Raw genomic sequence first — 25,116 nt, forward strand, 5'->3', positions numbered from 1 at the left:
CCTATTCATCTGTGGTTGAGTAACGGCTTAGAGGAAAAATAGGTGAGGTGAGTTCGATCAGCCAGTGGTACTCCCGATCGTTGGCACTCCATTTTAGCTGTATTTTTTCTGGTGGGATCATTGTGGCTAAGCTATTAAACTCACTGAACCAGCGATAAACCTTACGCTGGTATGCTTCTTGTGAACTGTCACTCTTCTCCTCGCCATAGTAATTAAATTCAACATCTGAAATTTGCTTATCGACGACGACAGTATAGGTATATTCGATGGCTTGATCGGTTCTGGTTAACAACTGCTTATCCATGGGAGATTCTTGATAAACAAGCTTGTAACTAAAATCATTGTTTTGCTCTACGAATATCCTAATTACCGCCGCTTTTCCTGGCTGGCTTATGGAGTCACCACTGACAGCAACAAAGCCGGTGGTTTTACCTTCAAAATAGTATCTAGGGTGGCCCTTGGTGTTAAAGGCGACATAGGGGGTTATGCCACTGATGGCAGTTTTGATTATATCGTGGTGTCGTATGTCGTAGAAGGTTTTGTAGAAGTGACCTACTCGGCCATCCCAAAAGCGACTAAATTGGCTATAGGCAAAAGAGGAGACAGCAATGATCCCCATCAATAACACCATGGAGATCAGCATCTCTATCAATGTAAAACCGTGAGATCTCTTTAAGGCCATGATAACTCGTTATAGGTGAATGTCCGACTGTTACCACCCACTGCCACTGTTAATGATACCAACCATAATTTGTATATTTTAGTTGGGGTCACAAATTGGCCTAACTCGGGATCAAACTTTTGTGGAGCTGCACTTTGTTTTACCACTTCTGCTTGCCAAAAGTATTCAACGCCGCCCGACACAGAAGCGCCCTCTAAGCTGGATTGATTTTGGTGTGCAAGGATCTGAACTTTGATCAATGGGGTGATCTCACTCACGACACTGATGCCTTTGAGTGTCGATGTGGCTTTACTGGTTGAGATAACTGCGCCACCGTATACGGATACGGCAGCTGCAAGCACCATAAACATGATAAATCCGGCAACTAAGGTCTCAATAAGTGTGAAGCCATGCTGTTGTGATTTGCAAGGGTATTGATTCATCTGCGTATATTTGTTCATGCTAGTCAAAATTTTGAATTGAGTAGTTCAATTAAATCCAATGTTTGCCATTTTTCATTTCGATAATAGCGCACCCTCGTCGTACTCGGTAGCCCAGTACGATGAAAAGAGATAAGTTGCTCACTGAACGTAATTTTTTCGAAATAAAACACGCTGCTACGATCACTATGTTCGCCGATAGTGACGTCTGTTTTGCCAAGGCGCATCGTTTGTGTGCACTTGCATAAATAGGCCTTGTAACTACTTTCTTTAACCAGAGACTGAAACTTCAATACTTCTCTTTGAGTTTGGGTCTTATCCACCATGTTCATGCCGACACCACCAACAAGGGAGATGAGTAGCATACCTATGGTGAGTACGACTAAAAGCTCTATCAGTGTAAAACCGTCACCGGATGTTAACTTTTTATCCAAAATCATTGATCGACACAATACTGAGCAACATGACCACAACAACAGAGCCAACGATGCCACCCATAAATAGAATCAAGATAGGCTCTAAAAGATTAGTGATCTTAGTTGTCCAGCTTTCAAACTCAACCTTAGAGCGTGAAGCGACCTCATCAAAGGCAATTGACATATCACCACTCTCTTCAGCGACCTCAAGCAAAGATACATAAAAATCAGGATATATGACGGATTGAGAGAGCTTCTCAGTTAACCTTCCCCCCTCTCTGATCTGTTTTTGCACTGTCAGTAACTCAAGTTTTACGACACTATTTTTTACACTATCAAGCGCGAGTAAAATGGCTTTATCTAGCGATAATCCAGCGTTTAACATCATAGCCATCGACGAATTAAATCTAATTCTCTCCATGACGACAACGAAAGTAGATATGACTGGTGTATGTAGAAAGAAGCGATCGAACTTCTGTTTACCTTCACTTTTATTCAAAAACGTTCGAATTGCAAAAGCTGAAGCAATGATCAACGCAAGCAGAAAAAATTGGTAATTGATGAAAAAATCACTGGTACCAAGCAAGATCCGAGTATAGGAAGGCAAGTCTTTAACATTATCGAATAAACTGGACAGCTGAGGCACAATAAAGTTGAAAACAAACACAATACACACGACACACACAGACAAAATGACCATAGGGTAAACGAGTGCTTGTAGTGCTTTACGCTTCAGATCTTTTTTAAACTTAAGATCCTCGGCCAAACTGGCAAAGATATCTGGCAGTGTTCCGGTCTCTTCGCCCATTTTAACTAAGTTAATGTATAGGGGATCAAAATATTCAGGGTAAGCCGCAAGACTGGTTGACAGCATGGTGCCCTGCTTTACTTTTTGACAAACATCATCCAGTAATGCTTTCAAAGCCAGATTGCTCTTGCTCCTTTTGACAATCTCTAAGCCACGATCGATCTTTACTCCGCTGCGTAATAACAGTGACAGTTCAGCAGTTAAAAACTCTATATCATCGAGAGTGAGTCTTTTCTCACCGAACAAGCCGCCAATCTGAGTCGAAACGGGTTCCAACTTGGCCGGTTTAAGGCCCTGTTCGTTAAGGCGTTTAGTTGCCGTTAGCTTATCGATTGCTTCGATATGGCCTTTACGACTGTTGCCTTCACTATCATACGCTTGATATTTAAAATCAGCCACTAACCTGCAACCCTTATGACTTCTTCGATGGTTGTTTGGCCTAGTAATGCTTTATAGGTTCCATCTTCAAATAAGGTTCTAAAACCCTTTTTTGCATTATATTTTCTGGCAGAAGATAAGAAAGTATCATCTTTATCAAGCATGGCTATATGCTCATCGCATTCTAGATATTCGATGATAGCCATACGCCCTTTGTAACCTGAGCCGCCACAAGCCTCACAGCCAACAGCCGTTCTAAGTTCTGGACTGATCCCAAGCTGATTAATCATGCTACTAAGGTTATATTTTTCAATCACAGCATTAGCATGGGACTCAGAAATCTTCTGACTACAGCTGCACAGTTTTCTGACCAGACGCTGTGCCACGATAGACACAACAGCCGCATTTAGCAGAAACTCTTCGACACCGAGATCCATCAATCGGGTAAACGCACTTGGGGCATCATTGGTATGCACTGTACTGAATACCAGGTGACCCGTTAGTGCAGATTGCAGGGCAATCGTTGCCGTCTCTTTATCACGAATTTCACCTAACATAATAACGTCGGGATCTTGTCTGACAATACTGCGTAATCCCGCAGCAAAATCAAAATCTATCTCAGGGTTAACTTGAACTTGATTGACACCATCCAACTGATATTCAACAGGATCTTCCAGTGATATGATTTTTACGTCATCATTATTTAGTTCATTCAGTAATGTGTAAAGGGTCGTCGTTTTACCCGATCCCGTGGGACCTGTTATCAAGACTACACCTGCCGTACGCTTAATATCCCGCTGAATAGCTTTTAAAACATCTTCTGATACACCTAAAACATCAATATCATATTTTATGGCGTCTTTTTTTAGTAAACGAAGTACCATGCTTTCGCCATCATTCAATGGTAATGCCGATACTCGGATATCAAGATCTATTCCTGAAATTCTTGCCTCTATCTTGCCATCCTGTGGACGTCTTTTTTCAGCAATATCCATCCCAGATAAAATTTTAACTCTGGAAACGAGTGGCAGCTTTAATCGTTTTGGGACACGTTCTAGCTCAATCAGAACGCCATCAACGCGTAATCTAATACGGTAAATATCATTTAATGGTTCGAAATGAATATCTGATGCACCTAACTTTAATGCTTTAGCTAGAATTGAATTAAACAGATTGACGGTTGGGGCTTCACTGGCCATCTCTCGCAGTTTAGTTTCTTCGATGTCATCAAATTGAAGTAGATGGCTATCATCCGAATCAGTCATCTCATAAAGTTTTGACAGGATTTCAATTTGTGCGTTGTTTGCTACAACAATATTATGTGCAAGCTTTAACTGGCTTACATGTTGTAATGCATCGATACAGAGTGGGTTGTCCGTAACAAAGACTAACGCAGCGTCAATATGTAATGGGAACCAACGCAGATTGAGTAAGCGTTGAACATTCATAGTGTCATGATTACTGATCACATTCTCTTGCTGACACATCGCATCTTCAAAAGCAGCATAGCCTAAAGTCAGCCTATATATCTCTGGCAAGGCTTCCTCTGCAAGGCTACCCAAGTGAATGAGTACCTGTTCTATTCTTCCGCCAAATTTTCGTTGATAAGACTTAGCTTTTTCAAGATCTGGAGTAGCTATGCCCATTTGAGATAGGGCATCATCTAAATTAAGGTGCTGATTCATCATTGGTAAATAATATCTTCGTCTTCGCCTTCGCCACCTGGCTTACCATCTCTACCGAGTGTTTTCAACGCATATGGATTGCCCTCGGTCCCAGGCGTACTATATTCATAGCTATTGCCCCAAGGATCCATTGGGATATCACGCGGCAAATAAGGGCCATCCCAGCCTGAAGCTGTAGATTTACGTAGCTCCTCGAGAGCTGAAGGATAGTTACCAGTATCAAGTAAGTGTGTATCTAATGCAGTCGAAAGCATCTGCATTTGGGCCGCAGCCGTTTTTTGTTTAGATGAGCCAACTTTGGAAAACATTGCAGGCGCCACAAGCGACATAAGCAAGCCCATAATAACAATAACAATTAACAGTTCGATTAAGGTAAAACCTAACGTTTTTTTCAACTTACTCACTTTCATCTAACTACCTTCTATTATCTGGATGAATCAAGTTAACTCACCATATTACAATTACATCACTCTAATGGTTGATTAGCTTTCTAACCATATAATTACCTAAAATCAAAATAATACTGAATAAACCACCAAGAAAGACTGCGAGTATACAGATCAATGCACGCTTAGGTCCTACTTTTTCTTCTGGAATGACGGCCGGATCGATTGTCTTAAATGAAAATTCATCTTCAACCTCAGCAAGCATTAAATTTTTGGTTTGTTCTTCAATCAGTTGATAAAAAACAGTTTTCATCTCTGCAACCGAAGTCTTATCCAGTTGTTTATTTAAGTATTCAATATTATGGCTAGACTCATTGATAGATTTATTTTTCATCCACAAATTTAGATCTGCGACTAATAATTGTGCCCATTGTTGAGCGACTATTGGCGAATGATGAATAATGGATAAAGTGACGAGCCCTGTTTCTTTCTCTTTATTGACAGTCATGATCTCAGTAAATACTTTATAGGCTTCCCAGGCTGTAGGAACTATCGAAAAGCCTTCAGGAACGTCGCGTATCCATTTCTGATCTTGCTCATCATATAAAGATCCATCTAGAAATAATTTTCCACTATCCATATCCCAATGGTCACTTGCCATAAGTGGCACTAAAAGATCATGTTTGGTGATAAAATGATTGATAAACTGACGAGATTTTAAGGTAGCCAATACTAAAACGGTCTCATCAGCACCCGCCCCACCACCTATATTTATCCCTGCAAGGGAAGCGATCCCTCCAAATTGGGCTGCCATACCTGCCAAACCTGATTGACCATCCTTATTAGCAGAAGCCATGACAACTTCAGCCTTATAGGTATTAGGCTGAGAAAGGGCATAGAACACGCCAGAAACAGCAAACAAAGCTGTCATCACTATGATGAGCCATTTACCTTTCCATAATGCTGTAAAAACTTCCTTCAAATCGACTTCATCGACAACTGGAGTTTGCGGAACTTGATATGAATGAGTATTTGACATTGGATTAACATTGTTTGAATTCATCTGTTCTCAATTAAACTTCACTAAAATGTAAACTAAAACCACATATCATTTAGTCGACCTATCGGAAAATACTCCGCCAATTTAAAAGTGAACCAGATGGTTTATTTTAACCTAGTTACACTGGTCAACTTAAAGCTGCGAATCAACTAAATACAATCTTGACACGATAAACTATCACTTAGGTATTGCCTATATTGACTCATGATAGTTTGTAGAAAAACTAATTAAGAAATCGACTTCTGAATCGTGAAATAATTTGCCATGCGTGCTGAATGGCATAACTGTACAGGGCAAAAATAATAACAAAACTGATGAACATAATGACTTCAGGAACTTGATAAAGTTCTGAAATGACACCAATAAATGTCATAAAGCAGGCACAAAGACTGATAATGACTAAAGACTGTCCTGGGGTAAAGCCTGCTCGCATGAAAATATGATGAAGATGATCACGATCGGGCTTAAAAGGAGAGTCTCCCTTATTTATCCGCCTAAACATAATGGCCGCCATATCCATTAATGGAATAGCAATCAAGTACAGTGCAGTAACAGGTCTGAATGCTTCGACACCCTCACTTACACCAATAACAAGCAACCAAACAACGGTTAAACCAATCAACATGCTACCCGCATCGCCCATAAAGACCTTTCTGAGTATCTTAGTTGGCCAACCTAAATTAAACATTAAATAGGCGACTAAAGCTGCGATAAAGAGTAACGGCAATAGATACCATTCACTACCAACACCGCTAAGAAGAAACGCGAGTCCAGCGAAAGAGATAAGGCTGAGCATACCGGCGAGCCCGTCAATACCATCAACCATGTTAAAGGCATTAATTGCACCAATAACGGCAATAACTGTAAAGAATACACCCACAACACCAAGGCTAATTAAGCCAAAGCCAAACAGATTGCCTAAGTCTTTAAGGTAAAACCCTGCACCAAATATCATCATGGAGGCAACGATAACCTGTGCTACGAGTCGATACCTTACTGGAATATCATATTTATCGTCTAATACCCCGATAAACAGCATTAACGATGCAGACACTAAGTAAATATTCAATGCCTGACTATTCGGAATAAATACCATACTCGTGGTGAGTACACTGAGGTAGATAGCAAAACCACCGATTAAGGGGACTCTACCCGAGTGTTGCTTTCTTCCTGCAGGAATATCGACTAGGCCAACTCTTTCAGCAATGGGGATCACCCAACGTATAGCCATGAATGAAACGATAAATGCGCAACTCAAGGGGATTATAAAATCCATGATTGCTTTCCTATTTACTTATAAATGATCAAACTTGAAAAACGTACAAAGTTCGCACTGCTTAATGATTTAAACAGTGCGAACTTCTGCACAACATGTTTGTGGACTAGCAAACCTAAATTGGTTTGCTATTATTTATCCCTATTTTTACAGCTAGTGCTTCTATTAGATACCAGAAATAGAAGCGAATGCGACGGCTGTATTATAGATGATGCTAGTCACTTGGGTCCAAAGGGTTAAGTTATCTTTGTACTCAGTGTCAAGCGGTACAATGATCGTATCACCAGGTTGTAATTTGTCTTCACTGCTAAACCACATAGAATGACTAGGTAGCATCACAGAGCCGTTGGCTTTAATGACATAAGTCCTGCCATCATCGGCTCGTTCTCTAACCCCACCAGACATATTTAGGTATTGGTCTAAGGTTAAGCCTTCTTTAAATCTATGAGTAGCAGCGTATTGTACCTCGCCCATCACTGCAATTGTCTGCTTAGTCGATGGTACATAAAGCACATCTGAATCTTCAAGCTGTAAGTCAGCCTGCTCTATACCGATTGAAATCGCCGATAAATCTACCACTAAGCGACCGACGGCTTCAATGTTTTCTAGATCTGACAGCATCATCTGAACGTCGGCATAATTAACCACATCGCCATCTTTTGATACACCACGAGTGGCGATATCACGACGAAGCTGGTCGGCTAATTTTTTTATCTCTAATTGTTCTTGCAGTCGTACAGACTCACGTACGAATACTGATGAAGGTAAATACGCATAATCAGTAAAGCCACCCGCACGCTCGACGACATCTTTCAGGCTTTCACCACGTCGAATGTTGTAAACACCAGGAAAACGAACTTCGCCGCGGATCTCCACCGATTTGTTTTCCTGCCATTCAGGCGTCGTCATAACGGTGAGAATATCTCGGCCTTGTAGTACCAGGTTTGCATTCAGTTCGCCATTAAGAGCCGGTAGTAACTCGATGTTCTTATGGGTAATACTTGAACCATCTGCAAGCGTGTTAGTACGAGTCAGTTCAGCCCTTGAGGTATACGCCCCCTCTTTTAAGCCACCTGCAGCGGTGACGACTTCCGAGATACGCGCATTGACAGCGAGTGGATACATGCCTTCATGATAAACCTGCCCTTTAATCGCGACAACCTGAACGCTAGTACCCGAGCGGCTCTGATGGTTAAGTTTCATGATGATCGGGTAAAGCAATTCGCTTCGATTCATCAGTCCACTGAGTTGAATGAGCTCTGAGTCCTCAAAAAGATTGGCCATCATACGATTAACTTCGCCTTTGATGGCTAAGGCTTCATCATCTTCGGCCTGCTCTTTTGCAACAACAACCCCGCCGAGTTGGCTACGGTCTCTTAGCTTTTGATTTTCTAGTTGCGAGAAACCTGCTTTAAACAGATCTTTAGATAATGAGTTATCTCCAACAAGTTGTACCACTTTCTCAACGCGCTCTCTAACCAGTGCATTGAGATCGAAACGATTCTGTGAGTCATCACTGAAGTTAAAAAACATCACTATGTCACGAGGACTTAACTCAAGATCACTTTTTAACTCTTTATTGATTATCGACTTGGATGGTGAGAACTGATGAACTTCAATATCACCCTGTTTATTAATTTCTCGTACGATAATCGCATAATCAAGGTCGACTGACGGCGTTAAATCGCCCCAGACTGAAGGAAGCAGATCACTAATTTTTTGCCCTTGATACCATTGATATTTACCAGGTCGAACAACGGCGCCTATGACTGTGATTGCATCTTCAAATTGCATCGATGCCGTTTTCACTTTAACGATATCACCAGATTTTGCTTTGGCTGCGCGCCCTTGCTCTGTGGTTAAGTCAACATTCTTTATCGATTTAAGCCCTTGAGCATTATATCTTTCAATACTGCTACTTTTAGGATAAGCCCCGCCAGTTAAGCCACCTGCCATGGCAATAACCTCACCCATGGACTCTTTGCCTACTAATTCATAGATAGCTGGACGTCGAACTTCACCGTCGACAGAAACTAAGCCACCAACCGATGGTATAAACACCACATCACCGGAGCGTAAACGCATATCTTTTGAGGCGTCACCACGCATCAGTAGATCGTAAAGGTCTAATGTGGCTATTAGCTTGCCATTACGCTTAAGTTGAATATTTCTAAGAGAACCTATTTCAGCAATACCACCAGCAACAAACAGTGCTTGAGTGATAGTGGAAAGGCTTGAAACAGTATATGAACCAGGTTTGTATGCATCACCTGCAACAAATATGCGCATAGAGCGAAGCTCGCCCATGGTGATATTAGACTGTACGCCTATCATCTGCTGCTTAATACGGGCAGAGATTGTTTTGCGTAAGTCATCGAATTTCAAGCCTAATACTGAAATTGGGCCTAACTCAGGAAACTGAATAGTGCCATCTCGGCTAATGACTAAGTCATATTCTCTATTTTCTTTGCCGTAGAGTTGAACTTTTATGTTGTCACCAGGGCCGACAAGGTATTCACCTGGAATAGGAATATCTGACACTGGCGCAAACGTTGTTGGTTCTCCGGCAAAAAGATCGTAACCATAGGGTTGCAACTTTTTAGTATCTTTATCTTTTTGGTCTTTGAGGAATTGTGCCACCTCTTCAACTAAGATCTGCTGCTCTCGCATCTCCTTAGCTTTCTCATCTTCAACTTCTCTCGCATTGATAAACTGAAAATCACTAAAATCTTGCTGAGGGTTTTGAGCTCCCATTGTTGAGTCCAACATTGAGGGATCGAGACCATACTGCTTTGCGACTCTTTCTTGTTCAGCCTTGGGCAGTTTTTTAAACTGCTCTATCATTTGTGGTGATGGAGTGACAGCAGCTTGTGCTGTCACACTTAATAAGCAAATTGCACCCAAACCCGCAATCATGAATTTTTTAAATTTCAATAACACCTGCAAATCTCCAAGATTCAAGCAAAAGCACTAGTGTCGACTGACATACCTAGTTTTAAAAATGAAAGACTAAAGAAAGAAATAGTCAGCTGTTGAAGCACGATAGAATACAGCCCAACTGGTATGGATCCTTCCAATGTTGATTTGATCAACTTCCCTTCAAAAATCCCGAACAATTATACGCAATTAAAAAGCCCCGTACAGCATAAGATCGATAGTCGTTGAGGATGAAACAAACTGTTAACCTAAAAAAGCTAATAATGCTTAATTTTTCTACTTATATAAAGCAGGAACAATGGCGTTGTCTATGAAAACAGAGATGATGGCTTCGCCTAGTAGAGCTGAGACGACGGTTTTTCCTGAACAGCGAGATGACGCTGCGCTGTTGTTCGAGCAAAGATGACGGCTTCGCCTAGTAGGAGCGGCTTTAGCCGCGAATGGTTTGGTATTATTTCGTATATCGCTATAAGCTTCGGGGCTGAAGCCCCCTCCTACGGAATACAAATGCTCAAAGACGATACTGCGCTAATAAAGCTAAGAAGTGTTCCGCAAAAAACAAAGACGGCGGTGAAACCTGTAAAAGCGAAGACGACGCCGTGCTGATGAGACACAGACAGTAGATAAATGTGATAAATATATCTGAACATTTTTGTAGGAGCGGCTTTAGCCGCGAATGAGTTAGATATTATTTGATGTATAGAGATAAGCTTCGGGGCTAAAGTGCCCTCCTACATGGGATCGAAAATCATCGTCTTCTCTGACTAAAAGGGATACATTGGCTTAGCTATACCTTGGTTTAGTTATTAATGTAAATAGCATAAACACAACACATAAATTGAATGTAATACAAGGAACGTATTATGGCACGCAGATCTAAGGTTCAAATCATCCATCACGGGGCAGTTAACGGTGTAACTGGCTCATGTCATCAATTGGATATCAATGCAAAGTCTTCTGTTTTAATTGATTGTGGGCTTTTTCAAGGCGCCGAAACCGCCGGGAGGACAAATGCACAACGGTTAGAGGTTGAGTTTGAACTTGCCCATATAACAGCACTGTTAGTGACTCACTGTCACATCGATCATGTTGGGCGTATTCCTTATCTACTCGCTGCGGGCTTTGATAAACCTATATATGCCACAACGGCGACTGCGGCCCTACTCCCTATCGTCATCGCCGATGCCTTAAAGGTGGGGGTAACGAAGAATAAACGGCTTATCAATCTGTACCTCAAAAAGTTACAGCAGCTTATCATTCCAATTGACTATAACGTCTGGTTTCCTCTGCAAGTGACTGCTTGTCATTCACTAGCTGATTCAGATTCTGAGTCCGTGTCAAAATTAGAGTTAGTCAGTAGCCACTCACATGGCTCTCAATCACAGTTCAATTCATCACAGTTTAAGCATGCTAGGGCAAAATTCAGACCCGCGGGGCATATTTTAGGCTCTGCCTATATTGAAATTGAATTAAAAGGACTGATAAACCAACCCGAGAACGCCAGTACATCAAATCCCAAACCTCAATCTAAACTTATTAACACGCATAGAGTCGTATTTTCTGGCGATCTTGGTGCGCCTTATACTCCTTTGCTGCCCAGTCCTAAGAGCCCATATCGAGCAGATACCTTAATCATTGAATCAACTTATGGCGATACAAACCATCAAGCACGTAAACAGCGCAGTCAAAGCTTACGTAAAGTGATTGAAAAATCCGTGTCTGATAATGGCGTAGTATTAATCCCAGCATTTAGTATTGGGCGAACACAAGAACTGCTGTATGAGCTAGAACAGATCATCCATCGGCAATCTAGTAGTCCTCTATGGCAGAACATTGAGATCATTGTAGACTCCCCCCTTGCGGCAACATTTACCGAACAGTATCAGTCTTTCAAACAGCTTTGGGACAGTGAGGCCAGAAAAGCCCTTAAGCAACATAGGCACCCTCTGGATTTTGAGCAGCTGTATACGGTGAACGATCACAAAGAACATCTGGCCACTATCGACTATTTAGCCAAGCGTAATAAACCTGCAATAATCATTGCCGCTAGCGGTATGTGTAGTGGTGGAAGGATAATGAACTATCTAGAGAGGTTTTTAGCTGAGCCTACTGCTGATGTAATTTTTGTCGGTTACCAGGCTAAAGGCACACCAGGCCGAGACATTCAACAATATGGCCCTGCGGGGGGATATGTTGATATCAATGGCAGCAGGATAGATATCAAAGCTGGCATACATACCATATCGGGCTACTCGGCTCACGCAGATCAAAACAACCTGATCAACTTTGTTAAACGAATGCAGCATAGGCCCAAGCACATTCGCATCGTTCATGGGGATCCTGAGGCTAAAGAAGCGTTAGCCAATAAATATAGGGAGTTATTGCCGGAGGCGGAGATAGAGATAGGAGGGCTGAGATGACGGCGTAGCCTTGTAGGAGCGGCTTCAACCGCGAATGGTATTAATTGATTTATGGATAAATAGCTTCGGGGCTGAAGCGCCCTCCTACGGAATGTAGATGAGCTAAGATGATGCGGCGCTGTTGAGGCTAAGACGACGGCGTTGCCTTGTAGGAGCGGCTTTAGCCGCGAATGGGTTAGATATTATTTGATGTATATAGATAAGCTTCGTGGCTGAAGCCAGCTCCTACAACCGTGAATGATTTGGTGTTAATTGATGTATGGATAAAAAGCTTCGGGGCTGAAGCGCCCTCCTACAGAAATGTAAGACCCCTTTCGGTTAGATGATGTTGTGCCATGTAGGAGCGGCTTTAGCCGCGAATGATTTGGTATTAATTGATGTATGGATAAAAAGCTTCGGGGCTGAAGCGCCCTCCTACAACTACGGTTGGTTCTATATTATTTGGTGTATAGAGAATGCTTCGGGGCTAAAGCCCCTCCTACAACGTCAAAGTTTGTACATGTTCACAGCTTTACACTTCTTCTTGTTTAAATACTCAGCATTCACGCCTGTAAAATTGACATTTGCAATCATAAAAAGGTATATAAGGTGGGTTTCGTAGAATTTATAGCTCCAAATATTAAAATATAACAATAGTCTGTAGCAAAATTGTAGTCGGCTTTCACAGCTAAAGTACAATTAATCATGAGCTTAACTTCATTAAGCCATGCTAAGTTGCAAGACTGTAAAATAAAGTAATAATAATTTTTCTGTAGCACAATTGTCCTACAGGCATCACAAGCGAAGGTGGAAGACTTAATGAGCGTAACAAAACCCCAAGGGACGATGCTCGGGCATCCGAAGGGATTGTTCCTGTTGTTTACAACAGAGTTATGGGAACGATTCAGTTATTACGCAATGCGTGCCATTTTGGTACTGTATTTGGTAGATAGCGTACAATCGCAAGGTGGTCATGGTTTAGGATGGACGAGTGCAGATGCCATCTCTCTTTACGGTACTTTCACCGGTTTAGTTTATTTAACTCCCCTCATTGGTGGCTGGTTAGCCGATAACTACCTTGGTCAACGTCGTTCAATCATGATTGGTGGCGCGTTAATGGCTGCTGGTCAATTCATTCTGGGTACGCCACACGCTTGGGTGCCGGGAATGGAAATCGAAGCCTTCTATCTTGGTCTTGGTGTACTGATTCTAGGTAACGGTCTATTTAAGCCAAACATCTCTACCATGGTAGGTGACTTGTACGAAGAAGGTGATCATCGTCGTGATGGCGCGTTTACTATCTTCTATATGGGTATCAACGTAGGTGCTTTCCTTTCTGGTATTATCGTAGGTTCTGTTGTCAGCGCTTATGATGGCAACTTCCAGATGGGCTTCCTTTGTGCTGGTATTGGTATGGTGTTCTCTTTGATCATTCAATTCTTCTTCGCACAGCGTCTACTTGGTGATATTGGTAAATACCCAGCTGCAAAACTTGAAAGAGATAAAGCTAAAGCAGCAGGAAACACTGACGTAGCGAAAGTGCCTTTAACCAGTGTTGAACGTGACCGTATCAAGGTCATCATGGTTATGGGTCTGTTTACTATCATCTTCTGGGCTGGTTTCGAGCAAGCCGGTGGTTTGATGAACTTGTTCACCAACGACTTTACTGATCGTATGATCGGTGGCTGGGAAGTACCAACAACTTGGTTCCAGTCTCTTAACGCTATGTTTATCGTTATCTTCGCACCTGTCATCGCATCTATCTGGATCCGCTTAGGTAAGAATGAGCCAAACTCTCCAGTTAAGTTTGCATTAGGTCTCGTACTACTGGGTATCGGTTTCCTATTCATGATCGGTGCTGTACTTGAGATGGGCGGAAATCCTGACGGTAAGTCGAGCATGTGGTGGTTAGTCGGTGCATACTTCTTCCATACCATGGGTGAGCTTTGTCTATCTCCTATCGGTCTATCTATGGTGACCAAGCTTGCTCCGCTGCGTATCGCATCTCTTATGATGGGTGCATGGTTCCTATTCGTTGCTGCTGCAAACAAGATTGGTGGCTTCGTGGGTTCATTTATCGGACATGGCGGACCAAAAGAAGAGCAACTTGCAAATGCAATGGCCATCTTCGCTGGTATCGCTATCACATCTGCTCTTTCAGGTATCGTGCTGTACTTTATGGCTGACAAGCTAGTAAGTTGGATGCACGGCGCTGAAGGTGGCACCGTTCATACTGAAGAGCAAGCGCTCGAAGAAGAGATGGCAGTGACAGCAGATCATGAAGGGATAAAGCATTAATAAAAGGTTCTAGATACTAGGTACTAGGTACTAGGTACTAGGTACTAGGTACTAGGTACTAGGTACTGATATTATAAACGCCTCGCTAGTGATAGTGAGGCGTTTTTGTTATGAAGTATCTAGGTATTAGTTCCTAGGTACGATGGCTTACAATGATAATAAGTTCCAAGTCTGACTACTCCAGATTATCCCTAAAGCCAAATAATCTCAGTTACCCTTAATCTTGTATTCCACTGAGGACTCTTTCACTTCTCCTTTTCTAATTTTTATCAGTGCAGCCAGCATGGCGGATATCTGTTTAGTTTCATCTATAAGAGTCAGTCCCCTGTCTTTATCTACTAGTTCGATTTCGATAGCTATGTATAGTTGGGTGGCAAGCTCTCCTGCAGAGCCTTTTGAATAGTAAAGGAAGCGAGCAGATTCTTTAGCGGAAGCTCTCTCTTCTCCTTCTGCGATGTTGGAAGGAATGGAAAGGGAAGATCGAGTGACTTGATCTTTAAAACCATAATCTCTGCAATTATTGAATAAACGGTAAATATCACAAACCAAACGCGAAGAACGTCGCCAGACTTCAAGATGTTCAAAAGCATATTTTCTCATCACACCATCCATGGTATTGAAAGTAAAATTGAAGGCAAAGACGACAGTAATGCCTAGTTACTAGTACCTAGAAACCTCCACTTGCCTAGAACCTTCTCAAAAAGACAGTTGCACATATCCGCCGGTTGGGATTGTTGTGTCGTAGGCGAGGCCATGGAATTGATTATCGAGTAGCATCTGTTTGTGCTCAGGTTTACTTGAGGCGATACATAGCTGCTCGCCAGGCATTAAGGTCCGAAATTGTGCACTTGGATGCCCCCAATCTAATATACCCAGCTGTAGAGAGTTAGGCATTGCTAGCGGGGTTAATCCTTGCTGGTTACGAATATAACAGCGCAAGCCGTTACCAGCCTGAGCAATGGAGGCTCTATACTGAGTGAGTTCGACGACGGCATAGACAATATCGATACAGATATCTAGTCCAGACTTTGTCATTCTCTCGTTGAGGTAACTCAACATACTATAGGGCTCGATGATGGCCTGAGTCGTACCGTTTCTAAAGAGCTTCAACTTTTGATTAACGAAGCTTTTCAGTAACACACTGGCAAACGCTGCACGGTTATCCTGAGGGTGGAAGTGGGCCATATACATCACCAGATGCTTTTCACCTACATTAACCGTATCGATAAAGTAAGCACTGACTTCATCGGCTTTATACAGGCTGTAGTCAACTTTGGCGGTTAAGTAGTTGATCTGTGATGGGGGGAAAAGCTGTTGCTGAACACTTTTTGCCGCTTGCTCATTTTGTTCTAGCAAGGCTAAGTTATCTTGTAGCTCTTGATAGGAAAGCTCTTCTAAATCTTCAAAGCGCACTTCTTTTGAAACGCGAGACTCTAAACATTGTTTGATGGCATTTTCGATGAGAAATAGATCGGCGACAGGCTTAACTAAATAATCACTTGCGCCAATACGCAGCGCTTCCACCACATCGGCCATGACTTGATTACCAGAAATAACAATGGATGGAATATCAGGATTGAGCTCTGACATCTTTTTGAGCATGTCTAATCCGCCCATGATAGGCATGCTTAAATCCGCAAGTACGATGTCGAAGGCAAATTGCTGAAACTTCTCTAGCCCTTGCTCACCATCGTTTGCTTCAATAACACTCGCTCCCCGACTTTCGAGGAAGCTCGCAACGAGCCGCCTAAAAACCGGATCGTCTTCAACAAGTAATATGACTAACTCTTCTAGCGCCATCTATGGTCCTTTTATAAAAGACTCTAGTGAGTAACTTTAAATCTAGAGTCTTCTTAATCTAGCTCCTGCATATATTCATCGAGTAGATCATCTTCATCTTGATCGACCGGAACATCTCCATCATACACTTTATAATCCATATGTTGAAAATAAGCTTCTTTGACAAAAGTATATGGATCCAATGCGTTATCGACTAAACGTTCTTGATCAATCGCGGAGGCTCTATTATGCAGGTTTTTCAAGCCCCACTTAGCCAGCGATTGCCACAATGCTAACTCTGATAATGGAAAGTATAGATCATCAACCCAATCAGATGCGAGTTCACGAGTAACATAAGGACCGAAGAAGGGTGCCATAAAATACGGGCCGTTCGGCACACCGTAATAACCTAAGACTTCATTAAAGTCATCTTGTTTACGCGGCAAGCCCATCATATCGGCTACATCTATGATACCCAACAAGCCCATTGTGGTGTTAATGGTGAAGCGTCCACCTGCATTCACAGCCCACAGCCACTTTCCCTGCAGGGTATTGTTCACAAGTGCACTCGGTTCTTCAAGGTTCAATATAAAGTTATTAACCCCAGTCTTAACTGGTCTAGGGATATAATCATTATAACCATGAGCGACTGGACGATAGAAATATCTATCCATAAAAAGATAGTTAAAATCCCACATCGCTCGGTTAAAACCTTCTATAGGATCTCTATCGTCGTTATAGCTGATAATAACCTTGGCTTCTGTTTGTTGCAGTTCTTGCTTATTGATTGTTGTTTTAGCAGGTAAAACACTCTGTTGAACTGGAGACTCAACACCTATTACACTGGTACTCGATTCAGTACTCGATTCGGAAGCAAGCACTATGTTTGGATAAAAACTGAGTGCAACGATAACTGATGCTATCCATTTTAACGTCATATATATCTCTTCAATAATGCAGCCGAATCCTTTTCAGCTACTACAACTAATGCTACAACTTAGGCTCACTAATGAATGAGAAGCCTAAACATAGGTAATACTTAAGACACACGATTGAGCTTAGCAAAATAATGCAGCTTTATACTTACAGCTCGTTACTTACGACCCGATATGTGACTTTAATTAAAGCCCAGTCGACTTTTTGTCGATAGGCAAGTATGGCAGGTATAAATTTCCAACTGTTGTAAACTAGACTAATCAGTGTGATTTTGTTTACAAGAGCGCTAAGGATACTTAGCAATAAAAATAGATCAAACATATAATCAAAAAAAGTGTAAGTTAAAATTAAAAGTTGTGGGACCTTTAGTAGATGCCAGATCCATTAAACCCATCTAGGACAAACATAGCGAGCCAACCTGAGCCCGTGACGAGTACCAATAAACCGGAGCAGGCTTCAACTCGCCTGCAAACCAGGGCGGCTCAACAAGCTAGCTCAGGTTTGCTCAATACCTATCTTGCACCTGAACCTGCAAGAAACCCACAAAGCGCAGCGACTAATGGCACTGCTAGTGCAAGTGCTAATCCCAGTACTAATGCCACCACGGTTACGACTGAGGCCAAACTGGCCGCGATTCATTTTTCTGCTAAGGCAGACTATATCTCTATAGACAGTACTCGATACCTGCTCACATTTTTAACCGCTTCACAAAGACAGATCGCCATAAAAGCAGCAAATGTTCTAGTCTTGAATAATTCAGCTTTAAATGATTTAGCTTTGAAAAATTTAGAGTCAAATAGTGTAATTTCGAACCCATCAAAATCTCGCACTTCATCTTCTAATACGTCAAGTACTATCAACCAGCAGTTTTCGAGTTCTCATCTCGGCGCTAGCATGCCCAGTGCTCACTCACAGCCTGTCACAGAGAATAAGCAAGCACATCAAGGCCAAAGAGTATTGCTAGCCTTGGGCTCAGCAGTCACCATCCCATTGCCCCAGCAGCTACATAAGCTCATCAGTCAACAGAATGTAGATAGCCAGCAACTGCAACAAATTAGTGCTAGGGCACAGGGCTATCCATTGCCCATCACACAGATAAATGATGGCAAACTTCAGTTTTCAAATGGCACCCTAGTGCCATTGTCGACGCTGACGCTGAACAATATTGCAAGCAAGTCTGAGCTAGATTCTGCAGCAATGAGCCGCGTCTATCTGCAGCCAAGTATTCAATATCAAAATAAGCAGTGGTTACTTACACTTAAGCCCATACTCGGCGAGATGTCAGTTAAGTTAGTATCGAGCTCTGTTGCATCCCAGACAATGACCCAACAAGATGCAACGCTGGTAAAAGCCAAGCCTGAGCTGAGTCGCATCTACACTCAGTTGTTTGAGCGATTAAACCAAACTCCACAACATGCTCAAAACGGCGACTCGGTTAGCGACAAGGTTGCCGTTAACCAAGTTGCCATTAACCAAGATTCCATTAAAAAGAGCAATGCAAAGGGTGAAGTGTTAAGTCCTGCAGTAACGAGTCCCCATCAAGCATTAAAAACTGAACATAACAGCAAGCAACAAACGCCCTCCAGTACCCAGATACAGAGTGACAACTCAAAGCAACATTTGATGCAGCACTTGATGAAGGAATATTTAAACAAAGCGTTAGGCAAGGCGGGCAGTTTGCCAAAAATAACCGAGACAGCCAATGATCCAATAGCCAAGCCTGATACTAGTCTTGCCAGCGCCGTTTTAAAATTGCTTCCGCTTCTCAGACCCAGAGCGCTTAATACACTTGCACTACCCAGCACTATAAAAGGTGAACTTGCCGGGCTAATGAGCCTTCAGCAGCACATAGGCAGTCAAAGTAGCCTAGCAGGTACATTGAGTCCACAATCTCATATGCATTCAATCTCAATGCTGTTTCAGCTGCTATTGGGCGTAAAAAGTCACTCCGCTTCTGGGGCAAGTAAGATTTCGCAACAGGCTCAGAACTATTTACAAAGACTGCAAACCCAAATGGGCGGCAGTGCATCCCTGCTCAACTTGTTAGAAAAAATCGGCACGACAGAGTCACTCGGTAAAGTCTTTAGCAATCTACAACTTTACTCTCAAGCAAGTAGTGACAGCAACAATCAAGTCAATTGGTTCTTTACCCTTCCTTATTCCCTCAATGAGCACCAAGAGCAACTCGAGGGGCATTTTAAGCAAGACAGTAATTCAGATGAAGATAATGAGTCAAAGCATTGGCGATTACAGCTAAAGTTTAACTTAGGTAAAGGCCCGTTACTCATTCAAGCAGCGATTAAAGGTGAGCGAATAGACCTAATATTTAATGGCACCGATGAAACACTATTAAAAAAAATCGATAGCTTACTACCACCGTTATTAAACAAGCTAACAGATATCGGATTTCAGCCAGACAAGGTAGAAACTAAACTCACCAACGTGCCTGCCACCTTGCTCCCGGGTGAACATTTTCTGGTTAAGATTAAGGCATGAAAAAAAGTTGTAAGTTTTAAGTCGTAGGTTTTAGGTTTTAGGTTTTAGGTTTTAGGTTTTAGGTTTTAGGTTTTAGGTTTTAGGTTTTAGGTTTTAGGTTTTAGGTTTTAGGTTTTAGGTTTTAGCACAGATTATATTCCCGGCTAAAGCCGGTCTTACTGTAGGAGCGGCTTTAGCCGCGAAATATGCTAGACAACCGGGATAAATCATCAAAATAATGGAAATCAGATGACAGAATATGCTAATAAACCACAAGACAATGGTTCAAATGATACCAACGACAAAAAGAAACAGCGTGAAGCCGTTGCATTGCGTTTTGGTGGTCAACATGCCCCTACGGTTACTGCGACAGGTAAAGGAACTGTGGCGGATGAAATAATAAATTTAGCAGAACAGGCGGGTATTCATATTCATCAAGACCCTCATCTAAGTGTTTTTTTACAACGATTAGAGTTAGGTGAAGAGATCCCTAAAGAGCTTTACCTGTTGATCGCCGAGCTAATCGCCTTCACCTATATGCTCGAAGGGAAGTTTCCCGATCAATGGAATAATATGCATCAGAAGATAGTAGAAGAAGTTTAAAGGTTCTTAGTTCTAGGTACTAAAACCTAGGTACTAAAACCTAGGTACTAGGAACTTATTATCCCTTCCCATGTAAACGTAAAATTAATTCTGCTTCTGCTTTTGGTAGTTCGCATTCAGCAATTAATTCATCAATCCCGGCCCCTAAATCAACCATCTTCAAGGCTCTGGAGTACAACCTGGCTTGTGGATCTTGCTGACTGGTTTCATCCAGTCTGGCGTCCTGCTTTTCGGTTCGCTTTTCTAACTCAAGCATACGCTTACCGACACCTATGGTGCCACTTCTCAGCTCTTGCAGTTCTCGCTTAACCGTTTCGCGTTGGCGATCACTTTCTTTGACCAGTAGCGATAAGGCTTCAACTTTTGTACGTAATTTATTGGTTTGTTTGTATTGGTATAATACAAACCCAAAGCAGGCAATGACAAAAACTAAAGCCGCAATTAAAATGCCATCATAGATCATGAATGAATAAGACTCTTAAAAAGGAAGGAGATCCTAGGAACTAGGCCCAAAGGTCTAGTTCCTAGAAACTTTATAATAAAATTATACTTGAGACAACTCCATCCATTCTTCGTCGGATAACAGCTTATCGAGATCGACTAAGATAAGTAATTCATTATCACGATTACTGACACCCTGAATGAACTTAGCACTCTCTTCGGTACCGACATTAGGTGCATTATCGATTTCAGAGCCACGTAGGTATACCACTTCCGCGACACTATCGACCAAAATACCTATGACTTGTTTTTCAGCTTCTATGATGACGATTCGAGTTGAATCATCTACATCTGCTGAAGCTAATCCGAAACGAGAGCGTGTATCGATAACAGTAACAACATTGCCACGTAGATTAATAATACCTAGAACATAATGAGGCGCGCCTGGAACAGGTGCAATCTCAGTATATCTTAGTACTTCTTGAACCTGCATAACGTTGATACCGTAGGTCTCGTTGTCGAGTCTAAAGGTTACCCATTGCAACACTTCATCGTCTTTATTTACTGCTACAGCTACTTTATTTGCGTCTGACATATCTACCTCAACCAACAGGATCCTGACTACCTAAACCTGAATTTAATAACTCTATCAGTGCTTGCACATGTAATATGCCGCACATCTGCTCTCTAACTACTCCAGCTAACCAAGGGCGTTTACCCGCATTGCTACGCCAATTGACAGCTGATTTGTTAATTTTTACCGAATTGACCAATGATTCACAGGTCAATCCCCAATTACTATCTTCTAATAATACAACATATTGATAGTTTACGGTTTCAGCTAACGCTTCATCATACTTTTCGGGCATTACCCAAGCACAAGTATCGACAATATTTAACTGTGAATCCCTATAGGTCTGCACACCTTTGTACCAAGATGGCCTTCCCATAATATGATTAACCCGCTCAAGTTTAACAATTCCACCAAGACTCACTAAAGGTACAGCAAGTGTTAACCCTGCTACCTTAAAGAATAGTACCTGAAACTCATCATCGAGCGTTTCGAGCAAATCTTTTGTTACTTTAGGCGGTGTTACGTCAACTTGCTGTAAAGTTTCTATTTGTATTTCTGTTTCATCAACAATATTGACTAACGGCTTAACTTCAGCTTCAACAGCAGGTTTCGGCTTAACCCGTTTATTTAACGCTAATTTTGCTTTTTCTCTAATCTGAGCGTTAACCTCAGTATTAACCTTAACCTTAATTTTTTCTTCAGGCTTTACAGCACTGACTTGCGGCTTAAAAACAGGCGCTAATAACTGCTCTAATGACTGCTTATCTAATTGTGGCTCTGTATTTTTTAACCTTGCCTCAGTCGTGAGAGTTGGCTTGCTCGGAGCAGGCCTTGTCTGCTTAAGACTTTGAACGGTATCAGCACTGAAGCGATCAGTTACTGACTTTTGTACTTTTGATTCTTTACTTAAAAGTAGATTGCGTTCATTGGTCACTTGTACAGGTTTAATCTCTTCGAGCTCATCAACATCTGTCAGCAATACCGAAAAATAATCAAAAACAGCTTCATCAACTAAGCTTGACATGAGATTGCGCCTCCCCAAGCAAGTGATCTAACAGTCTTTCATAGGCTTTAACACCACGGCTATGACTCGCATAATGTGAAGCAGGTAAGTGCGCCAAGCTCGCATCTCTGAATTTAGTATCAATGGGTATAACATCGGGCCAAAGCTGAGCGCCATAATCTTCACCAAGATGCAGTAAGGCTGATGCAGAAGCCTTAGTACGCCTGTCATACATGGTAGGTACGACTGTGTAACTGTAATTGATATTGTTGGACCGTCCCATCAACACCATGGTCTTGATCATACGGTCTAAGCCCTTTATGGCCAAAAACTCTGTCTGAACTGGCACAATAATATGCTCACTCGCAGCCAGGGCATTAACCATAAGTACACCTAGAACAGGCGGACAATCTATCAAGGTAATATCATAATCATCGGCGACAAGGGCTAACGCTTTTTTCAGGATAAGCCCCATGCCACCTTGATGTCCTAATGAACGGTCTAATGTCGCTAGTGCCATCGTTGAAGGCAGGAGATCTATGCCCTCGACAGCAGTGGTAACAATATGCTGTTTGACGGCATCGGCACTGAGCTCTTTATGTGCAAGGAATACATTATAGAGCGATCCCACTACCTCTTCAGAGTCAATACCAAGATAGTAACCTAGAGATGCATGTGGATCTGTGTCCACCATTAATACACGCATGCCACGCTTAGCCATCGCTCCAGCTAAACTTGCTACAGTAGTCGTCTTCCCAACGCCACCTTTTTGGTTTGCGATTGTCCAGACCTTCAAAAATTCACCCTCAAAAAAACGATTATCGACATATTTTTATTGATTATTCTCTCGTGTCGTTACTCTAATCCCGCCATGAGGCAAGCTGATGACCTTTACCCCATCCTCGTTCTCAGACAAGGTCGCCTCTTTAGGTAAAACTGCGTTAACTTTTAAGCTAGCCTCATTGTCTTCGAGTAAGCTTAATTCATTCACCGTTGAACTAATAGTCTTTCCATTTTGCTCTTGTTGAGTTATTTGATGTGAAGCAATGTTCTTATCAGGTATTTGTCTTTCTGTAATCAGATCACCCGCTAATGTTTCCGCTTGCGGCATTAGAGGGCTAATGTCTATTGCCGCTTCTAATTCAGAATTCACACCGGGCCCGACTTCGAGAGTCACTTGCTCACCGGGTTTTGCTTTTGATAACAGTGTCTGAGTTGCTTCTGGATGTTGTGCCATCCAATTAGCAACAGCTTGTGCTTGATCATCAGGCACCATGAGTAACACCTGAGATTGTTTTAACCTGTCAACTTCGAGGAGTAGAAGCGCGTTTTTTTGGTGAAGCTCAAAATATAAAGAGCTTAAAACGAGCACTCCAAGTGTCAGCAAAAAAATGAGCAAAATAGGGAAAGTCCCAGCTTTCCCTCTAGGCTTAGCCATTACCAGATTCTCGTAGAATTGACTCAGCCATATCCTCAAGTGCTATTGACTGGCTGGAAATTCCTGCCGCTGAAACTGCTTGTGGCATGCCATACACAACACAGCTGGCTTCATCTTGTGCCCAAATAGTCGCGCCAGCACTTTTTAACATTCGAGCCCCCTCTCTACCATCGGCCCCCATACCCGTTAACACCACAGCTAACGTGTCACGACCTGATAGTTTTGAAGCTGAAGCAAAGGTGATATCCACACTGGGCTTGTAATTCATATCGGCACTGCCGCTAAGCACTTTGAGCCTGCCGTGAGCACCGCCCCTTTCCAACATCATTTGCATTCCACCTGGTGCTAGATATGCGGTACCAGGTTTTAACTGATCACCAGACTGAGCTTCTTTTACTTCAATCTTACATAAACCATTTAAACGGCCAGCAAACGCAGGTGTAAAGGCAGCTGGCATATGCTGGATCAATAAAATGGGATGAGGATAATTTGCCGGTAGCTTAGTCAATATCTTTTGTAAGGCCACTGGGCCGCCGGTAGATGTACCAATTAACAGCAGCTTATACTTCTTACCAGAAGCTCTAACAACAGACGAGGCTCTCGATGCCGGAGTCGCTGGTTTGGTTGCTCGCAACGGTTGCTGAACACTGCTGCTCGAGCGAGCCATTGTACTTGAACTCGCAGGTACTGGCCGCGAGATAGGCTTGTAAAGACGTCTGCGACCCAAGGCTTTAATTCGCTGCTGCAATAATAAAATGGCATCATCTTTATTAGTGGCAATATCTTCAAACCGCTTAGGCAAGAAGTCTAACGCGCCAGCTTCTAACGCATCTAATGTGGCTTTTGCACCATCGTGCGTCAAAGAGGAAAACATTAAAATCGGGGTCGGATTTTTTGCCATTATTTCTCGAACAGCAGTAATGCCATCCATAACTGGCATCTCTATGTCCATGGTAATAACTTGTGGTTTAAGTTCAGCGACCAACTTTACAGCTTCAGCACCATTTACAGCCGTCCCAATGACCTCAAGATCTGGATCTCTGGCGACGATTTCACTGACTCTTCGACGGAAAAAACTAGAATCGTCGACAACGAGAACTTTAATGCCCATTCAAATTCCTAT

Annotated in this window: 22 protein-coding genes; 4 read left to right on the top strand and 18 right to left on the bottom strand. The window is 42.3% G+C overall.

Going from position 1 to position 25,116, the window contains the following annotated elements; genetic code table 11:
• Position 1 precedes the first annotated feature (1 nt).
• The 9 genes from FM038_RS15765 to FM038_RS15805 form a co-directional block, all read right to left on the bottom strand.
• A complete protein-coding gene (locus FM038_RS15765; RefSeq protein WP_195873085.1) occupies positions 2-682 on the bottom strand; it encodes a PilW family protein in 681 nt (226 codons plus the stop codon).
• Positions 673-1,122, bottom strand: coding sequence for a PulJ/GspJ family protein (locus FM038_RS15770; protein WP_142874301.1), 450 nt, complete (start codon positions 1,120-1,122; stop codon positions 673-675). The genes FM038_RS15765 and FM038_RS15770 overlap by 10 nt, the downstream gene beginning before the upstream one ends.
• Before the next feature lie 5 nt (positions 1,123-1,127).
• On the bottom strand, positions 1,128-1,541 hold the full coding sequence (locus FM038_RS15775) for a type II secretion system protein (RefSeq protein WP_142874302.1): 414 nt from the start codon (positions 1,539-1,541) through the stop codon (positions 1,128-1,130).
• On the bottom strand, positions 1,528-2,724 hold the full coding sequence (locus FM038_RS15780) for a type II secretion system F family protein (RefSeq protein ID WP_195873086.1): 1,197 nt from the start codon (positions 2,722-2,724) through the stop codon (positions 1,528-1,530). The genes FM038_RS15775 and FM038_RS15780 overlap by 14 nt, the downstream gene beginning before the upstream one ends.
• Entirely contained in the window at positions 2,724-4,391 is a 1,668-nt protein-coding gene (locus FM038_RS15785; protein WP_223292873.1) for a GspE/PulE family protein, read from the bottom strand. Before FM038_RS15785 ends, FM038_RS15780 begins: the two co-directional genes overlap by 1 nt.
• Complete coding sequence (gene gspG / locus FM038_RS15790) at positions 4,388-4,798, bottom strand: type II secretion system major pseudopilin GspG (RefSeq protein ID WP_142874305.1); 411 nt, start codon at positions 4,796-4,798, stop codon at positions 4,388-4,390. Before gspG ends, FM038_RS15785 begins: the two co-directional genes overlap by 4 nt.
• 61 nt (positions 4,799-4,859) lie before the next feature.
• Positions 4,860-5,837: a Wzz/FepE/Etk N-terminal domain-containing protein gene (locus FM038_RS15795; RefSeq protein ID WP_223292874.1), complete on the bottom strand. Its 978-nt coding sequence runs from the start codon at positions 5,835-5,837 to the stop codon at positions 4,860-4,862.
• Positions 5,838-6,057: 220 nt separating this feature from the next.
• On the bottom strand, positions 6,058-7,110 hold the full coding sequence (wecA, locus tag FM038_RS15800; protein WP_142874306.1) for a UDP-N-acetylglucosamine--undecaprenyl-phosphate N-acetylglucosaminephosphotransferase: 1,053 nt from the start codon (positions 7,108-7,110) through the stop codon (positions 6,058-6,060).
• A 165-nt stretch (positions 7,111-7,275) separates the two neighbouring features.
• On the bottom strand, positions 7,276-10,050 hold the full coding sequence (locus tag FM038_RS15805; RefSeq protein ID WP_195873087.1) for an SLBB domain-containing protein: 2,775 nt from the start codon (positions 10,048-10,050) through the stop codon (positions 7,276-7,278).
• Between the two features lie 860 nt (positions 10,051-10,910).
• Here FM038_RS15805 and FM038_RS15810 point away from each other — a divergent pair.
• Positions 10,911-12,467: an MBL fold metallo-hydrolase RNA specificity domain-containing protein gene (locus tag FM038_RS15810; protein ID WP_142874307.1), complete on the top strand. Its 1,557-nt coding sequence runs from the start codon at positions 10,911-10,913 to the stop codon at positions 12,465-12,467.
• Positions 12,468-13,265: 798 nt separating this feature from the next.
• A complete protein-coding gene (locus FM038_RS15815) occupies positions 13,266-14,744 on the top strand; it encodes a peptide MFS transporter (RefSeq protein ID WP_142874308.1) in 1,479 nt (492 codons plus the stop codon).
• Positions 14,745-14,951: 207 nt separating this feature from the next.
• Here FM038_RS15815 and FM038_RS15820 read toward each other — a convergent pair whose 3' ends face one another.
• From FM038_RS15820 to FM038_RS15830, 3 genes are all read right to left on the bottom strand, one after another.
• Positions 14,952-15,344, bottom strand: coding sequence for a four helix bundle protein (locus FM038_RS15820; RefSeq protein WP_185965851.1), 393 nt, complete (start codon positions 15,342-15,344; stop codon positions 14,952-14,954).
• Between the two features lie 96 nt (positions 15,345-15,440).
• The gene (locus FM038_RS15825) at positions 15,441-16,544 is read right to left on the bottom strand and encodes a response regulator (RefSeq protein ID WP_142874310.1); all 1,104 of its coding nucleotides are present in this window, start codon (positions 16,542-16,544) and stop codon (positions 15,441-15,443) included.
• A gap of 53 nt (positions 16,545-16,597) precedes the next feature.
• The gene (locus tag FM038_RS15830; RefSeq protein WP_142874311.1) at positions 16,598-17,461 is read right to left on the bottom strand and encodes an MlaA family lipoprotein; all 864 of its coding nucleotides are present in this window, start codon (positions 17,459-17,461) and stop codon (positions 16,598-16,600) included.
• 370 nt (positions 17,462-17,831) lie between these two features.
• Here FM038_RS15830 and FM038_RS15835 point away from each other — a divergent pair, with 370 nt between their 5' ends.
• Positions 17,832-19,955, top strand: coding sequence for a hypothetical protein (locus FM038_RS15835; RefSeq protein ID WP_142874312.1), 2,124 nt, complete (start codon positions 17,832-17,834; stop codon positions 19,953-19,955).
• 228 nt (positions 19,956-20,183) lie between these two features.
• Entirely contained in the window at positions 20,184-20,537 is a 354-nt protein-coding gene (locus FM038_RS15840) for an EscU/YscU/HrcU family type III secretion system export apparatus switch protein (protein WP_142874313.1), read from the top strand.
• Between the two features lie 58 nt (positions 20,538-20,595).
• Here FM038_RS15840 and FM038_RS15845 read toward each other — a convergent pair whose 3' ends face one another.
• From FM038_RS15845 to FM038_RS15870, 6 genes are all read right to left on the bottom strand, one after another.
• Positions 20,596-21,000 (bottom strand): DUF2802 domain-containing protein, encoded by a 405-nt coding sequence (locus FM038_RS15845; RefSeq protein WP_142874314.1) that lies wholly within the window; start codon positions 20,998-21,000, stop codon positions 20,596-20,598.
• Between the two features lie 81 nt (positions 21,001-21,081).
• Positions 21,082-21,573: a chemotaxis protein CheW gene (locus tag FM038_RS15850; protein WP_142874315.1), complete on the bottom strand. Its 492-nt coding sequence runs from the start codon at positions 21,571-21,573 to the stop codon at positions 21,082-21,084.
• Positions 21,574-21,580: 7 nt separating this feature from the next.
• On the bottom strand, positions 21,581-22,576 hold the full coding sequence (locus tag FM038_RS15855) for a chemotaxis protein CheW (protein WP_195873088.1): 996 nt from the start codon (positions 22,574-22,576) through the stop codon (positions 21,581-21,583).
• Positions 22,560-23,351 (bottom strand): ParA family protein, encoded by a 792-nt coding sequence (locus FM038_RS15860; RefSeq protein WP_142874316.1) that lies wholly within the window; start codon positions 23,349-23,351, stop codon positions 22,560-22,562. The genes FM038_RS15855 and FM038_RS15860 overlap by 17 nt, the downstream gene beginning before the upstream one ends.
• Positions 23,352-23,387: 36 nt before the next feature.
• Positions 23,388-23,993 (bottom strand): hypothetical protein, encoded by a 606-nt coding sequence (locus FM038_RS15865; protein WP_195873089.1) that lies wholly within the window; start codon positions 23,991-23,993, stop codon positions 23,388-23,390.
• Complete coding sequence (locus tag FM038_RS15870) at positions 23,986-25,104, bottom strand: protein-glutamate methylesterase/protein-glutamine glutaminase (protein WP_142874317.1); 1,119 nt, start codon at positions 25,102-25,104, stop codon at positions 23,986-23,988. The genes FM038_RS15865 and FM038_RS15870 overlap by 8 nt, the downstream gene beginning before the upstream one ends.
• Between the last annotated feature and the right edge of the window lie 12 nt (positions 25,105-25,116).

It is taken from the genome of Shewanella eurypsychrophilus, from assembly GCF_007004545.3.
Taxonomy (GTDB): Bacteria; Pseudomonadota; Gammaproteobacteria; order Enterobacterales; family Shewanellaceae; genus Shewanella; species Shewanella eurypsychrophilus.